Annotated in this window: 12 protein-coding genes; 4 read left to right on the plus strand and 8 right to left on the minus strand. The window is 60.8% G+C overall.

Annotated elements, in window-relative coordinates; genetic code table 11:
* Positions 1-97: 97 nt before the first annotated feature.
* From HKK57_RS04365 to leuA, 4 genes are all read left to right on the plus strand, one after another.
* Positions 98-988 (plus strand): LysR family transcriptional regulator, encoded by an 891-nt coding sequence (locus HKK57_RS04365; protein WP_169389822.1) that lies wholly within the window; start codon positions 98-100, stop codon positions 986-988.
* A gap of 30 nt (positions 989-1,018) precedes the next feature.
* Positions 1,019-2,398 (plus strand): exodeoxyribonuclease VII large subunit, encoded by a 1,380-nt coding sequence (gene xseA / locus HKK57_RS04370; RefSeq protein WP_070994742.1) that lies wholly within the window; start codon positions 1,019-1,021, stop codon positions 2,396-2,398.
* A 3-nt stretch (positions 2,399-2,401) separates the two neighbouring features.
* Positions 2,402-3,223 carry a M23 family metallopeptidase gene (locus tag HKK57_RS04375; protein WP_092233837.1) on the plus strand — a complete coding sequence of 274 codons (822 nt, stop codon included), beginning with the start codon at positions 2,402-2,404 and terminating at the stop codon, positions 3,221-3,223.
* A gap of 382 nt (positions 3,224-3,605) precedes the next feature.
* Positions 3,606-5,285, plus strand: coding sequence for a 2-isopropylmalate synthase (gene leuA / locus HKK57_RS04380; protein WP_029298525.1), 1,680 nt, complete (start codon positions 3,606-3,608; stop codon positions 5,283-5,285).
* 174 nt (positions 5,286-5,459) lie between these two features.
* On the opposite strand, the gene HKK57_RS04385 is transcribed toward leuA, so the two are convergent.
* The 8 genes from HKK57_RS04385 to ispG form a co-directional block, all read right to left on the minus strand.
* Positions 5,460-6,251, minus strand: coding sequence for an amidohydrolase (locus HKK57_RS04385; protein ID WP_169389823.1), 792 nt, complete (start codon positions 6,249-6,251; stop codon positions 5,460-5,462).
* Positions 6,239-7,387, minus strand: coding sequence for a pyridoxal phosphate-dependent aminotransferase (locus HKK57_RS04390; RefSeq protein ID WP_169389824.1), 1,149 nt, complete (start codon positions 7,385-7,387; stop codon positions 6,239-6,241). The genes HKK57_RS04385 and HKK57_RS04390 overlap by 13 nt, the downstream gene beginning before the upstream one ends.
* 217 nt (positions 7,388-7,604) lie before the next feature.
* The gene (gene der / locus HKK57_RS04395) at positions 7,605-9,074 is read right to left on the minus strand and encodes a ribosome biogenesis GTPase Der (RefSeq protein WP_029298532.1); all 1,470 of its coding nucleotides are present in this window, start codon (positions 9,072-9,074) and stop codon (positions 7,605-7,607) included.
* Between the two features lie 21 nt (positions 9,075-9,095).
* A complete protein-coding gene (locus HKK57_RS04400) occupies positions 9,096-9,269 on the minus strand; it encodes a hypothetical protein (RefSeq protein ID WP_158682871.1) in 174 nt (57 codons plus the stop codon).
* 63 nt (positions 9,270-9,332) lie between these two features.
* Positions 9,333-10,484 (minus strand): outer membrane protein assembly factor BamB, encoded by a 1,152-nt coding sequence (gene bamB, locus HKK57_RS04405; RefSeq protein ID WP_029298534.1) that lies wholly within the window; start codon positions 10,482-10,484, stop codon positions 9,333-9,335.
* Positions 10,477-11,118, minus strand: coding sequence for a YfgM family protein (locus tag HKK57_RS04410; RefSeq protein ID WP_029298536.1), 642 nt, complete (start codon positions 11,116-11,118; stop codon positions 10,477-10,479). The genes bamB and HKK57_RS04410 overlap by 8 nt, the downstream gene beginning before the upstream one ends.
* Positions 11,119-11,159: 41 nt before the next feature.
* Positions 11,160-12,449, minus strand: coding sequence for a histidine--tRNA ligase (gene hisS, locus HKK57_RS04415; protein WP_029298538.1), 1,290 nt, complete (start codon positions 12,447-12,449; stop codon positions 11,160-11,162).
* 23 nt (positions 12,450-12,472) lie between these two features.
* Entirely contained in the window at positions 12,473-13,582 is a 1,110-nt protein-coding gene (ispG, locus tag HKK57_RS04420) for a flavodoxin-dependent (E)-4-hydroxy-3-methylbut-2-enyl-diphosphate synthase (protein ID WP_029298540.1), read from the minus strand.
* Positions 13,583-13,584 lie beyond the last annotated feature (2 nt).

Consider the following 13,584-nt stretch of genomic DNA (forward strand, 5'->3'; position numbering starts at 1 on the left):
AATATTCCTTGTTAGCGATGGCCCTCACTTTAGCCAAGCTGATGTGTTGCGACTAATATCTTCAAAGCCATCCATCTATCTCAAAAAGGCATGACTGGTGATTTCTACCCGACAACTGCGTTACTTCGTCGAAATTGCCGAGAGTGGCAGCTTCAGCGCTGCCGCCGAGCGCCTGTTTGTCGCGCAATCGGCCCTCAGCCGGCAGATCAAGGAGCTGGAAACCCTCCTGCAAACCCCGCTGTTCGAGCGCACCGCCCGCCTCCCGCGCCTGACGGCCGCCGGCGAGGCGTTTTATCCACGGGCGCGCAACCTGCTGGGCGAGTTGCACAAGGCCAGTGAATTGGCGACCCAGGTCGGCCACGGCCAACTCGGCACGCTCCGCCTGAGCCACTCCAGCACGGTGCCGATGAGCGGGCGTGTCCTGCGCGGGATCGGCGCCTGGCTGGAGCAGTGTCCCGGGGTGTCGATGGATATCGTCAAACTGTCCTCAGAAGCGCAGTTGGAGGACATTGCCGACGGTCGGCTGGAGGTCGGCCTGCTGCGCCTGCCGGTGCTGCGCCAGCGCGAAGGGGTACGTATCGTGCCTCTGTATAAAGAGCCACTGCTGCTGGCTGTACCTCCTACCCATCCTTTGGCCCGGCATTCCTCGGCCATTGAACTGGCGCAATTGAAAGACCAAGCCTTTATTTCGATCCCCCACCCACAACGCGGCGGCCTGAGTTACCTGTCGGCCGAGTTGTGCATGCGTGCCGGATTTTTCCCCAAGGCCGCGCGGGTGATGTCGCGCAAGACCACCCAACTGCAGTTGATCCAGGCTGGATTTGGCATTGCGCTGCTGCCCGAGTCGATGCGTGATATCGCCCCGGCCAACATTCACTTCCTGCCCCTGGCCGACCCTGATTGTCACAGCACAGTGGCCCTGGCCTGTGCGCAGGCGCCGAGCGCGTTGGTTGCGCAGTTCTGTCAAACACTGGCCGAATGCCTATAAACTGCCGCCCATGACTAAAGATCTCTTGCCATGATGAAAGACCCGTTTGCCCGCCTGGGCCTGGACCGCGAAGTCCTGACTGTCAGCCAACTCAACGGCCGCGCTCGGGTGTTGCTCGAGGACGTGTTCACCAATATCTGGGTCGAAGGCGAGATCTCCAACCTCGCCCGCCCGGCCTCTGGGCATGTGTATTTCACCCTCAAGGACAGCGGCGCGCAGGTACGGTGTGCGCTGTTTCGCAACAACGCCGCGCGCGTGCGCCAGGCATTGAAGGATGGCCTGGCGGTCAAGGTGCGGGGCAAAGTCTCGCTGTTCGAGGGGCGTGGCGACTACCAGTTGATCCTCGACACTGTAGAGCCAGCCGGCGATGGTGCGCTGCGCCTGGCCTTCGATGCCTTGAAGGAAAAGCTCAGCGCCGAAGGGCTGTTCAGTGCCGAGCGCAAGGTGCCGCTGCCGGCCCATCCGCGCCGCATCGGCATTATCAGTTCACCCACCGGCGCGGTGATTCGCGACATCATCAGTGTATTCGCCCGCCGTGCACCAAACGTGCAACTGACCCTGATCCCCACCGCCGTGCAGGGCCGTGAAGCAGTGGCGCAGATTGTCCGCGCCCTCAAGCTGGCGGATGCCCGGGGCTTTGATGCGCTGATCCTGGCCCGTGGCGGCGGCTCGCTGGAAGACCTCTGGTGTTTCAACGAAGAAGCCGTGGCCCGTGCCATCGATGCGTGTGTCACGCCTATCGTCAGTGCGGTTGGCCATGAAACCGATGTATCCATCAGTGACTTCGTGGCCGATGTGCGCGCCCCCACGCCCTCGGCTGCCGCTGAGTTGCTGGCGCCGGATGCCAGCAACCTGGTACGCCAGGTCGAAAGCCTGCACCGGCGCCTGGTGATGTTGATGCGCAATCGACTGACCCACGACCGCCTGCGCCTGGAAGGCATGGCCCGGCGCCTGCGTCACCCCGGTGAGCGTCTGCGCCAGCAGGCCCAGCGTCTGGATGACCTGGATATGCGCCTGCGTAGGGCGTTCGAGCGCAGCCTCAATACCCGTCGCGAACGCCTGATCCGCCTCGAAACCCGCCTGGCCGGCCAGCACCCGGGGCGCCAACTGGCCCTGCTGCGCCAGCGCCTGGACAGCCTCGCCGAGCGCCTGCCCCGGGCCATGCGCGAAGGTCTCAAGGCGCGCCGCCTGCAACTGCAAAGCCAGGTGCAGACGTTGCAGGTGGTCAGCCCGCTGGCGACCCTGGGCCGTGGCTACAGCATCCTGCTGGACGAGCGCGGCCAGGCCATTCGCAATGCCGCGCAAACCCATACCGGCCAGCGCCTGACCGCGCGTCTCGGTGAGGGCCAACTGCAAGTGCGGGTGGAAGATAACCACCTGACACCCGTCACCCTTTCATTACTGGATTGATTGATGCCTCGTCTATTTAGCCTGTTGCTGCTGCTGTGCCTCGCTTTTAACGCCCACGCCGACAGCTACATCACCCGCACCCTGAACAAGCCGGTGCCCGGTGGCGTGGCCGTGGTCGACCTGGGCCCTGGGGCCGCCGCGCCGAAAGCCACTTATCAGGGCAAACCGGTGCTAGTGGTCAAGGAACAGGACAACTGGCTGGCGATTGTCGGCATCCCGCTGACGGTCAAGCCCGGTAACGAGCGCATTAGCAGCGGTGGGCGCAACCTACCGTTTATCGTCGGTTTCAAGAAGTATCCAGAGCAGCGCATCACCCTGAAGAACAAAAGCCAGGTCAACCCCGAGCCTGCGCAACTCAAGCGCATCGAGGGCGAGTTGGCCGTGCAGCTCAAGGCTTACCGCAGCTTCAGCCCGAACTTGCCAAGCAACCTGGTGCTGGACAAGCCAGTGAACGGCCCGCTGTCCAGCAAGTTCGGCGTGCGCCGCTTCTTCAACGGTGAAGAACGCAACCCGCACTCGGGCCTGGACTTCGCGGTGCCCGCTGGCACGCCGATCAAGACCCCGGCCAATGGCAAGGTGATTCTGGTGGGGAACTACTTCTTTAACGGCAACACGGTGTTTGTCGACCACGGCCAGGGCTTTATCAGCATGTTCTGCCATATGTCGAAGATTGATGTGAAGGTGGGCCAGCAACTGGTGCGCGGGGCGGTGGTTGGCAAGGTCGGTTCGACGGGCCGAGCGACCGGGCCGCATATGCATTGGAATATCAGCTTGAATGATGCGCGAGTGGACCCGGCGATCTTTATAGGGGCGTTCCAGCCTTGATCTGATCGCGGGGCAGACTGGCGTCATCGCAGGCTTGCACGCGATGGCGCCAGATCAGTCTGCACTGATTGCGCGTCTGCAAACCCTCACGCAAATAAAACAAAGCTTCCAGACTTTACTCACTATAAAATCTCGTTTACCAGATCAATAGCAGAACTTCTCTCAATTTTTTCCGACTGCTTGCCATCTTTCACCTCGCCGGTTAGGGTTGAGCTTATGAAAACCTCTCACACCCTCATTCAGCTCCGCCAGCACCGCAGCCTGTGCCTCGTCAGCGCACGACTGCCAGGCTGAATCGATCTGCCTCGTCCCCGGTTTGCATCCCTAATAAACGCTTTCTGGCAGGCCGCCTCTTCTCGGCCCTACAACAAGGATTCTTCTGATGAGCATGCTCAAAGACCCGTCTTCGAAATACCGCGCGTTCCCGACCATTGATATCCCGGACCGTACCTGGCCGTCGAAGACCATCACCACCGCGCCGATCTGGTGCAGTTCCGACTTGCGCGACGGCAACCAGTCGTTGATCGAACCGATGGACGCCGTGAAGAAACTGCGTTTCTGGAAAACCCTGGTCTCGGTGGGCGTGAAAGAGATTGAAGCCTCGTTCCCGGCCGCTTCGCAGACTGACTTCGACTTCGTACGCACCCTGATCGAAGACAACCATATCCCCGAGGACACCACCATCCAGGTGCTGACCCAGGGCCGTGAAGACTTGATCGCGCGTACTTTCGAATCCTTGCGCGGCGCCAAGAAAGCCATCGTGCACTTGTACAACGCCACCTCGCCATCCTTCCGCCGTATCGTGTTCAATCAGGACAAGGACGGGATCAAGGCCATCGCGGTCGACGCCGCCAAGCTGTTCGTCAAGTACGCCGCCCAGCAGCCTGAAACCCAGTGGACTTTCGAGTACTCGCCAGAGACCTTCAGCGCCACTGAGCTGGAATTCGCCAAGGAAGTATGTGACGCAGTGATCGAGGTGTGGAACCCGACGCCCGAGCACAAGATGATCCTCAACCTGCCGGCCACCGTGGAATGCGCCACGCCGAACATCTATGCCGACCAGATCGAATGGTTCGGTCGCCATATCAACCGTCGTGACAGCGTGATCATCAGCCTGCACACCCACAACGACCGTGGCACTGGCGTCGCCGCCACCGAGCTGGGCCTGATGGCGGGTGCCGACCGTGTCGAAGGCTGCCTGTTCGGCAACGGCGAGCGTACTGGTAACGTCGACCTCGTCACCGTCGCCTTGAACCTCTACACCCAGGGCGTAAACCCTGAGTTGGACTTCTCCGATATCGACGGCGTGCGCAAAGTGGTCGAGGAGTGCAACCAGATCCCGGTGCACCCACGTCACCCGTATGTGGGCGATCTGGTCCACACCGCGTTCTCCGGCTCGCACCAGGATGCAATCCGCAAAGGCTTCGCCCAGCAGAAACCGGATGCCTTGTGGGAAGTGCCGTACTTGCCAATCGACCCGGCCGATATTGGCCGCAGCTACGAAGCGGTGATCCGCGTCAACAGCCAGTCGGGCAAGGGCGGTATCGCTTACCTGCTGGAACAGGAATACGGCATCAGCTTGCCACGCCGCATGCAGATCGAGTTCAGCCAGGTAGTCCAGGCCGAAACCGACCGCGTGGGCCTGGAGATGACCGCCTCGCAGATCCACGCGTTGCTGCAGCGTGAATACCTGCAAGCCAACACCCCGTACGCGCTGGTCAGCCACCGCTTGCAAGAAGAAAACGGCAACAGCTCGGTAGAAGTTGAAGTCTCCGGCAAGGGCCAGGGCGAAACCAACCTGCGCTGGCACGGCAAAGGCAACGGCGCGCTGGAAGCGCTGGTGGCCGGCCTGCCGATTGGTGTCGAGATCATGGACTACAACGAGCACGCGATCGGCGCAGGTACTAACGCCAAGGCTGCGGCTTACATCGAACTGCGCGTGAACGGCGAGCGTCCGGTGCATGGCGTGGGGATTGATGAAAACATCACCACGGCCAGCTTCAAGGCGGTGTTCAGCGCGCTGAACCGCTCGTTGAGCCAGCTGGAAGCGAAAGCGGCGTAACTGACCGCTGAAAAGCCAAAGGCCCCTGGATGCGAATCCAGGGGCCTTTTTACTTTGGGGCTGGCGTGGTGCTGATGGCCCTATCGCGGGCAAGCCCGCTCCCACATTTGGAATGCATTTCCCTGTGGGAGCGGGCTTGCCCGCGATAGCTATCTCCCATACACCAAAGATTTATCAGACAAACTGAAAGCTATCGGCATCCAGGTTCGCCGGAAACCTCTGGCGATACTCCGCCAACTGCGCCGCCTCCAGGCAGACCTGGAACACCCCGTCCGCCTCCCCTGCGCTCAACAGGCTTTCGCCCTGGAAGTCGAGGACTTGGCTGTCCCCCGTGTAAGCAAACCCCTTGCCGTCCGTTCCTACCCGGTTTACCGCCGCCACATAGCACAAGTTCTCGATGGCCCGCGCCGGCAACAGGCGGTTCCAGTGCTGGCGCCGTGCCCCCGGCCAATTGGCGGTGTACAACAACAGGTCCGTATCCTGGGCATCACGACTCCACACCGGGAAGCGCAGGTCGTAGCAGATCAACGGGCGAATCCGCCAGCCCTTGAGCTCGAACTGCACCTGCCGCTCGCCGGGGGTGTAGTGATTGTGCTCGCCCGCCATGCGAAACAGGTGCCGCTTGTCGTAGTGCAACACCTCGCCATCGGGTCGCGCCCACAACAGGCGGTTGCGGTGACTGCCATCGGCGGCCTGGATAATCACGCTACCGGTGACTACCGCGTTGTACTGCTGCGCCTGGACCTTGAGCCACTCATGGGTCGGGCCGTTTTCGGCTTCGGCCAGGGCTTCGGACTCCATGGAAAAACCGGTAGTGAACATTTCCGGCAGCACGATCAAGTCGGCGCCCCTGGCTTGCTCCAGCAGCAACTCGAAATGCTCCAGGTTGGCTTGGCGGTCATGCCAGGCCAGGGTGGTCTGAACCAGGGCGATGTTCAGATCGGGTAACGCACTCAGATCACGCATAGTTTCTCGGCTGCTTGGCGCAGCGTCTCCTCGCGTTTGGCAAAGCACAGGCGCACCAGGCGCTGGCCTTGGGGTGGGTTCTGGTAGAACACCGAGACCGGAATCGTCGCCACGCCATGTTCGCGGGTCATCCACAGCGACATGGCCACGTCATCCAGATCCGGGCGAATCTGTGAGTAATCCACCAGTTGAAAGTAAGTACCGGCCACCCGCGTGAAACTGAAACGCGAGGGGGCCAGCAGATCGCAGAACAGGTCACGCTTGGCCTGGTAAAAAGCCGGTAGCTCCTCGACGTGTTTAGGGTGCTCGGCCATAAAGTCGGCCAGGGCAAACTGCAACGGCGTCACGCCGCAGAAGCTGACGTATTGATGCACCTTGCGCAGTTCGGCGCTCAAGGCCGCAGGCGCAACCACGTAACCGGTTTTCCAGCCGGTGACGTGGTAGGTCTTGCCAAAAGAGCTGACCACGAACGCGCGCTGATACAGCTCCTCGTGGGCCAGGACGCTGACGTGGGGCACGCCATCGAATACCAGGTGTTCGTAGACCTCATCGCTGACCAGATAGATATCGCGGTCACGGATCAGCTCGGCCAACTGGTCCAGCTCGGCACAGCTGATCAGGGCACCGCTGGGGTTGTGCGGGGTGTTGAGGATGATCATGCGCGTGCGCGGTGATAGCGCGGCCTTGATCTGCTCGAAATCCAGGCTGAAGTCCGCCAGCCCCAATGGCACATGCACACAACGACCGCCGGCCAACTCCACAGAGGGCTCGTAGCTGTCGTAGCACGGGTCGAAGACGATGACTTCATCACCGCTGCGGATCACCGCCTGGATCGCACAGAAGATCGCCTGGGTGGCGCCGGGGGTGATGGTCACCTCGCTGTCGGGATCAACCTGCACGCCGTAGCTGCGGGCGACCTTGGCCGCCACTTGCTGGCGCAGGGCCGGTAGACCGGTCATTGGCGCGTATTGGTTATGACCGTTGGCAACATGTTTGCCCACCGCGTCGAGCAAGGCCTGGGGGCCGTTGAAATCGGGGAAGCCCTGGGACAGGTTCAGCGCGCCGGTTTGCGCAGCGAGTTGCGACATGGTGGTGAAGATGGTGGTGCCGACGTTTGGCAGCTTGCTGGTGATCATTCGGTGGGCCCCTGACGGTGAGTTACAAGTTGTAAGCTGCAAGCGCCGAGGGGTCAATCGTGAGGCACAAAAAAGGGCTCGTTCAGAGCCCTTTTTGGGTAACGCCTAACTGGTATAGGTACTGGCTTGCCTGGGTAGCGGTGGGTCAGTCAGCAAGTTGGTGTCTGATCTATCGCTATCGCGGGCAAGCCCGCTCCCACACACGCCAGCCCCACGGTCAGCGGCGGTCTTTACGCTTTTTGTCAGCCTTCTTGTTGTGGCTCATCAAGCGACGTTTCTTGTTCACTTGGCGGTCAGTCAGGCTGTTCTTGTTGCCTTCGTACGGGTTCTCGCCACCTTTGAACTCGATGCGGATCGGCGTACCGACCAGCTTCAAGACACGACGGTAGGTGTTTTCCAGGTAGCGCACGTAGGACTTAGGCACCTTCTCGATCTGGTTACCGTGGATCACGATAATCGGCGGGTTGGCACCACCCAAGTGGGCGTAACGCAGCTTGATCCGGCGGTTGTTGACCATCGGCGGCGCGTGCTCGCCAACTGCATCCTCAAGGATCTGGGTCAGGCGGTTGGTCGGCCAGCGGGTGACCGCGGACTTGAACGAGTTCTGTACCGAGGCGTAGAGGTTGCCCACGCCGGTGCCGTGCAGCGCCGAGATAAAGTGGATGTCGGCGAAGTCGACGAAGAACAACCGGCGTTGCAGCTCGACCTTGACGAAGTCACGCTCGCTCGGGGTCATGCCGTCCCATTTGTTGATCGCGATCACCAATGCCCGACCGGCCTCCAGGGCAAAGCCCAGCAGGTTGAGGTCGTGGTCGACCACGCCTTCGCGGGCGTCCATGACGAAGATCACCACGTTGGCGTCTTTGATCGCCTGCAGGGTTTTCACCACCGAGAACTTTTCGACTTCCTCGTGGATCTTGCCGCGCTTGCGCACACCGGCGGTGTCGATCAGCGTGTACTTCTCGTCGTTGCGCTCGAACGGGATGTAGATGCTGTCACGGGTGGTGCCGGGCTGGTCATAGACGATTACCCGGTCTTCACCGAGCATGCGGTTGACCAGGGTCGACTTGCCGACGTTCGGACGGCCAATGATGGCGATCTTGATGCCGTCTTTTTCGCTTGGGCCAGGAATGCGCTTGGCTTCCTCACCTTCGGCAACGAGTTCTTCTTCGCCTTCAACTTCGTCGGCGTCATCCTTGGGGAAGTCGCGCAGGGCGATTTCCAGCATCTGGGTGATGCCGCGACCATGGGCACCGGCGACCGGGATCGCGTCACCCAGGCCCATCGGGCTGAATTCGGCGCGGGCCGCCTCAGGATCGATGTTGTCGATCTTGTTGGCGATCAGATAGGAACGCTTGTTGCGCTTGCGCAGGTGCTCGCCGATCATCTGGTCGGCAGCGGTGTAGCCCGCACGGGCATCCACCAGGAACAACACGACATCGGCTTCTTCAATGGCCAGCAGCGACTGCTCGGCCATCTTTTCGTCCATGCCATGCTCGTCACCGGAGATACCACCGGTGTCGACAATAATGTAGGAGCGCCCTTGCCACTTTGCCTCACCGTATTGGCGATCACGGGTCAGACCGGACAAGTCGCCGACGATGGCGTCGCGAGTCCTGGTCAGGCGGTTGAACAAGGTGGACTTGCCGACGTTAGGTCGGCCCACCAGGGCGATTACGGGAACCATGCGGCTCTCCACTGCGTTATTTCAGAAAATACAAAAGCCGCTGCAAGGCAGCGGCTGGTGCTCGGGGCGGCATTTGAAATGCCACATGCCCTGCTCTGCCCCCGCTACTGTAGGAGCGAGCTTGCTCGCGAAAAACCCGAGGACGACGCGTTTATCCAGAAAACCCGCGTTATCGTTGACGTCCTTCGCGAGCAAGCTCGCTCCTACAGCAACAGGTATTGAAGTAGGGCCGCCTGGGGGTTACCCCAAGCATAGTTCTTACTTGATGGTCAGGGCTTCCAGCTTGCCGCTGTTACCAAACACATAAAGCATGTTGCCTACCACCAGCGGACGCGCACGCAGGCCGTCGCTGTCGATACGTTCACGGCCGACAAAGCGCCCGTCCACCTGGCTCAGCAGGTGCAGGTAACCTTCCAGGTCGCCTACCGCTACATAGCTGGAGAACACTTCCGGCGCCGACAGTTGACGGCGAGCCAGCGAGTCGTTGCTCCACAGGGCTGTGGTGGAACGCTCGTCGACGCTTTCAACGGTACCGGATGCCAGGCTCACGTAGACGCTGCCAAACCCTTGGGCGACACCGGCGTAGCTGGAGGCATCACGCTGCCAGAGAACACGGCCGCTTTGCAGGTCCAGCGCCGCAACGCGGCCCTGGTAAGTGGCGACGTACAGGGTTTCACCCGACAGCAGCAAGCCACCGTCGATGTCCACGACACGGTCCAACTCGGAGCGACCTTGCGGAATGGCGACCCGCGATTCCCAGGCCGGCACGCCGTTCTGGGTATCCAGGGCGACCACTTTACCGGTCGAAAGACCTGCCAGCGCCAGGTTATTGGTCACAACCGGACCACTGGTACCGCGCAATGTCAGCACCGCAGGGGTGCTGTCGTACAGCCAGCGCTGCTCACCGGTGTTGGCGTCAAGGCCGATGACACGGTCATCCTGGGTTTGCACCACGACGATATCGCCATTGGTGGCAGGCGGTGCGAGCACTTCACTGGTCACGCGAGCGCGCCATTTCTCTTCACCGGTGCTCGAATCCAGGGCAACGACTTCGCCTTTCAGCGTGCCGATCATCACCATGCCGTAACCCACGCCAACGGCGCCGGAAACCGGCAGTTCGAGATCTTTCTTCCACTTGACGTCGCCGTTCATGCGGTCCATGGAGATCACGACACCATTCACGTCAGCGGCCACAATGTTGTCACCGTCGATTGCCGGTACCAACATGTTGTAGGTATCACCCTGGCCGTCACCGATGGAGCGGCTCCACTGCTTTTGCAGGACCACTTCTTCCTTGAAGCTGGTCAGCTCGGCCGGAGGCAGTTCTTTTTTGCTGTTGCTGCTGCAACCCGCGGCCAAAACGGCCAGAGCCAGCAATGCTGCATGTTTCCAACGGATCACGTCACGCATCCCCTTTGGCCAAGTCGTCCAGCTTGATTTGTAAGCCACCGACCGCTGCTTCATCAGACAGCGCAGCCTTGGCTTTTTGGTACGCAGCATTGGCTTCGTCGGTACGACCCAATTGGACCAGCAGGTCCCCCTTGAGCTCTTCGCGAGTGGCTACAAATGCCTTGTCAGCATCGCCGTCGAGCAGTTTCAGTGCTTCGTCGGCCTTGTTCTGTGCAGCCAGGACCTGGGCCAGGCGCTGACGTGCGATTTCACCCAGGGTCGGGTTGCTCGGCTTGTCGGCGATGGCTTTGAGTTCGGAGGCTGCGTCATCCAGCTTGCCGGTATCAACCGCGACTTTCGCGACGAACAGGCTGCCGTATTGGGCGTAGGTGCTACCGCCAAATTCGTTTTTCAGCTTGCCGGCCAGGTCCGCCACTTGGGCAGGATCAGGCTTGCCAGTAGGGGTCAGCGTGGTTTCCAGCAGTTGCTGATAGAGCATCGAGGCGCCTTGCGACTGATTGCTCTGATACTTCTGGAACGCCTGCCAACCGAACACCACTACCAGCGCCAACAGGCCGCCAGTTACCAGGGGTTTGCCGTTACGCTGCCACCAGTCTTTGAACTCGGCCAGCTGATCATCTTCAGTACTCGACACCCCAATACTCCTTAATCGCTAAATTCGGCTGTTTGACAGCTTCAACCCTGCACGATGCAGGTGGCCAAGTGCGCGGCAAGCGCATCAAAGGCAATGCTTTGTTGTTCGCCCTGGCCACGCAGGGGTTTGACACTTACTACTTGCTGGGCCAGTTCATCGTCGCCCAGGATCAGCGCGTACAACGCGCCACTCTTGTCGGCTTTCTTGAATTGGCTCTTGAAGCTGCCAGCGCCGGCATTGACCTGCAGGCGCAGGCTCGGCAGTTGGTCGCGCAACTGTTCGCTCAAGGCCAGGCCAGCCAGTTCGGCCGCCTCGCCAAAGGCGCACAGGTACACGTCCACCTGACGGGAAATTTCTTCGGGGATCTGCTCCAGGGTTTCCAGCAGCAGGATCAGCCGCTCGATGCCCATGGCAAAGCCCACGCCCGTGGTCGGCTTGCCGCCCATCTGCTCGACCAGGCCGTCGTAGCGACCACCGGCACACACGGTGCCCTGGGCGCCGAGCTTGTCGGTGACCCACTCGAACACGGTCTTGCTGTAGTAATCGAGGCCGCGCACCAACTTGGGGTTGATCACGTAGGGAATACCGGCCGCATCCAGGCGAGCCTTGAGGCCCTCGAAATGCGTGCGGGATTCATCGTCCAGGTAGTCGGCCATTTTCGGCGCGTCGACCAGCACGGCCTGGGTGTCGGCGTTCTTGGTATCGAGGACGCGCAACGGGTTGGTCTTCAGGCGACGCTGGCTGTCTTCATCGAGCTTGTCCAGGTGGGCCGACAGGTACTCGACCAGGGCTTCGCGGTAGCGGCCACGGGATTCGCTGGTGCCCAGGCTGTTGAGTTCAAGCTTGACCGCGTCGCGAATGCCCAACTGGCCCCACAGGCGCCAGGTCAGTACGATCAACTCGGCATCGATATCCGGGCCATCGAGGTTGAAGACTTCGCAACCGATCTGGTGAAACTGGCGATAACGGCCTTTTTGCGGGCGTTCGTGCCGGAACATCGGGCCGATGTACCACAGCTTCTGAGTCTGCCCACCACCGGTGATGCCATGTTCGAGCACGGCGCGCACGCACGCAGCGGTACCTTCCGGACGCAGGGTCAGGGAGTCGCCGTTGCGGTCCTCGAAGGTGTACATCTCTTTTTCGACGATGTCGGTCACTTCACCGATGGAGCGCTTGAACAGCTCGGTGAACTCGACGATTGGCATGCGGATCTGCTTGTAACCGTAGTTATCCAGCAGGCGCGCGACCGTGCTCTCGAAATAGCGCCACAGGGGCGTCTGTTCGGGCAGGATGTCGTTCATGCCACGGATGGCTTGCAGAGACTTGCTCACATCAAATCCTTAAATTCGTTCAATCAGCCGCGAGCGATCAGCGCTGCGTCTGCGGCGACCTTCTCGGCCGCTTTGTCGCGGATCAGCTTTTCGAGCTGATCCACCAGATTGTCATTCGTCAATTTCTGCGACGGCTTGCCGTCGATGTAAATCAGGTTCGGGGTACCGCCGGTCAGGCCCACATGTGCCTCTTTGGCCTCACCTGGCCCGTTGACCACACAACCGATGACCGCGACATCCAGCGGCACCAGCAGATCTTCCAGGCGTACTTCCAACTCGTTCATGGTTTTCACCACGTCGAAGTTCTGCCGCGAGCAGCTCGGGCAGGCAATAAAATTGATGCCACGGGAGCGTAGATGCAGGGATTTGAGAATGTCGTAGCCGACTTTCACTTCCTCTACCGGGTCCGCCGCCAGGGAGATGCGAATGGTATCGCCAATCCCGTCGGCCAGCAGCATACCGAGACCTACTGCAGATTTCACTGTGCCTGAACGCAAACCGCCGGCTTCAGTGATGCCCAGGTGCAACGGCTGCACGATTTCCTTGGCCAACAGGCGGTAGGCTTCTACGGCCATGAACACGTCGGAAGCCTTTACGCTGACCTTGAAGTCCTGGAAATTCAGGCGTTCAAGGTGCTCGACATGGCGCAGTGCGGACTCGACCAGCGCTGCCGGAGTAGGCTCGCCATATTTCTTTTGCAGGTCTTTTTCCAGGGAACCGGCGTTGACGCCGATACGGATCGGGATCCCGCGATCGCGGGCAGCGTCGACCACGGCACGCACTCGGTCTTCGCGGCCGATGTTGCCCGGGTTGATCCGCAGACAGTCGACGCCCAGTTCGGCTACGCGCAGAGCGATCTTGTAGTCGAAGTGAATATCGGCGACCAACGGCACCTTGACCAGTTGCTTGATGCGGCCGAAGGCTTCGGCGGCGTCCATATCCGGCACGGAAACCCGCACGATATCGACGCCCGCAGCCTCCAGGCGGTTGATCTGGGCCACGGTGGCCGCCACATCATTGGTGTCGCTGTTGGTCATGCTCTGTACGGCGATGGGGGCATCGCCACCCACCGGCACGGAGCCAACCCAGATCTTGCGCGATACGCGACGTTTGATTGGAGATTCGCCGTGCATGA

It is taken from the genome of Pseudomonas sp. ADAK21 (assembly GCF_012935735.1).
GTDB classification, from domain to species: domain Bacteria; phylum Pseudomonadota; class Gammaproteobacteria; order Pseudomonadales; family Pseudomonadaceae; genus Aquipseudomonas; species Aquipseudomonas proteolytica.